Origin of the sequence: Bartonella jaculi (assembly GCF_039543045.1) — a bacterium.
In the GTDB taxonomy this organism is placed as follows: Bacteria; Pseudomonadota; Alphaproteobacteria; order Rhizobiales; family Rhizobiaceae; genus Bartonella; species Bartonella jaculi.
The window spans coordinates 1-1,314 of record NZ_BAABIZ010000118.1; the positions used below are offsets into that span (position 1 = coordinate 1).

Consider the following 1,314-nt stretch of genomic DNA (forward strand, 5'->3'; position numbering starts at 1 on the left):
TTACATAATAAAACTTTTCTGGATTAGAGATATCAGTCTGTTTTGGATTGCCTTTTTTAAAGGTCACTGGATAAGGTTTCACATCTTCATAATTTACATGCAAATGACCCAATTCACGACCTGCTGTCACAAACATCCAAAAATCTTCAGCAGTCTTTACACAAGGGATACGAGGCAATTCTTTAGAGAGGTTATCAGCATAACGGGCGCGGTAATCTTCTGAATGTAAGAGACCATATACGTAATAGAATAGATCGTCTTTTGTTATATTTTCATTTGGATAAGCCGCTTTAAAATGGGCTAGTCCTTCATCAGTAATGGCATCACGACGGTGTAAATCAGTACTTTTACTCTCTTCTGTAGAATTCGTAAACAAATGAGATTGTTTATCATTTTTATTTTTTAAAGACACAGTATCTTCGTAAATATAGCGTGGAAAACATTGACTACCACCTTCCATCATATTAACATCAGATATAACTTTAGTCATAAGTACAGAAAAGTCTTTCTTTGCTCCTGCACCTGTAATTTGTATCATTCTGTTTTCAACTTTTTGTCCTATCAAGAATATACGAGGCATTTGGTGAACACTTGCGTTGAAAGTACGATTATAATAGAGCCACTGTTCTGTAAAAGGACGGTACAAACTTTGCGTAAGACATGCCTCATTAAATTCAAAAATATTTCCTTTTTCTAACTGTTGTTTAAGGCTAAGACTCCAACTAATTTTGCTTTCATCCGCATTGACAAAATTGTCTACAGTTTTAGTACGTGTTTTACCGTCATCATGTGAATAAGCACCATTAAAACGTTCCACTTCACTATTATAGAAAGCAATCATATTTCTCATATTCTTCGCGAGAGCTTCACGACTTGAATTGTATGCCCAAGCATCACGATTGGTTTTTAGACCACATGAAAATGTTTCAAACAGCTTTTTACCATGATCTTTCTTATCACCTAAAGCTAAGAATGCTTCGAAACTTTCATTACGTTGATCAAGCCAATCACCATGTTTGTCTGGTGTAATTATTTGCCAACCTTGTTCACTCCGTGTAATACCATCAATGCTACCAAGGGATTCAATTATCGCAATCTTTTCTTTTCTCGTGAGATAGTTTCCAATATCACGAAAATATATTTTCCCACGCTGTTGAGATTCTGGATTTTTAACAAGAATAGAGATAGCTATAGGGGCTCGAGAACCAGAACCAAAAATCTTACCACCTTCTTTTCGAGATAGTTCTCCAGAGGTTCGTTGATTACCCCGCAAATGGAAAATATAAAGGCTGCTAAATTCTTCAACAAGGCATT

The 1,314-nt window shown here is 35.6% G+C and carries 1 protein-coding gene; it reads right to left on the reverse strand.

Annotated elements, in window-relative coordinates; genetic code table 11:
- The coding region (locus ABD915_RS09680; RefSeq protein ID WP_345117741.1) for a type ISP restriction/modification enzyme at nt 1-1,314 on the reverse strand (1,314 nt) is incomplete at both ends.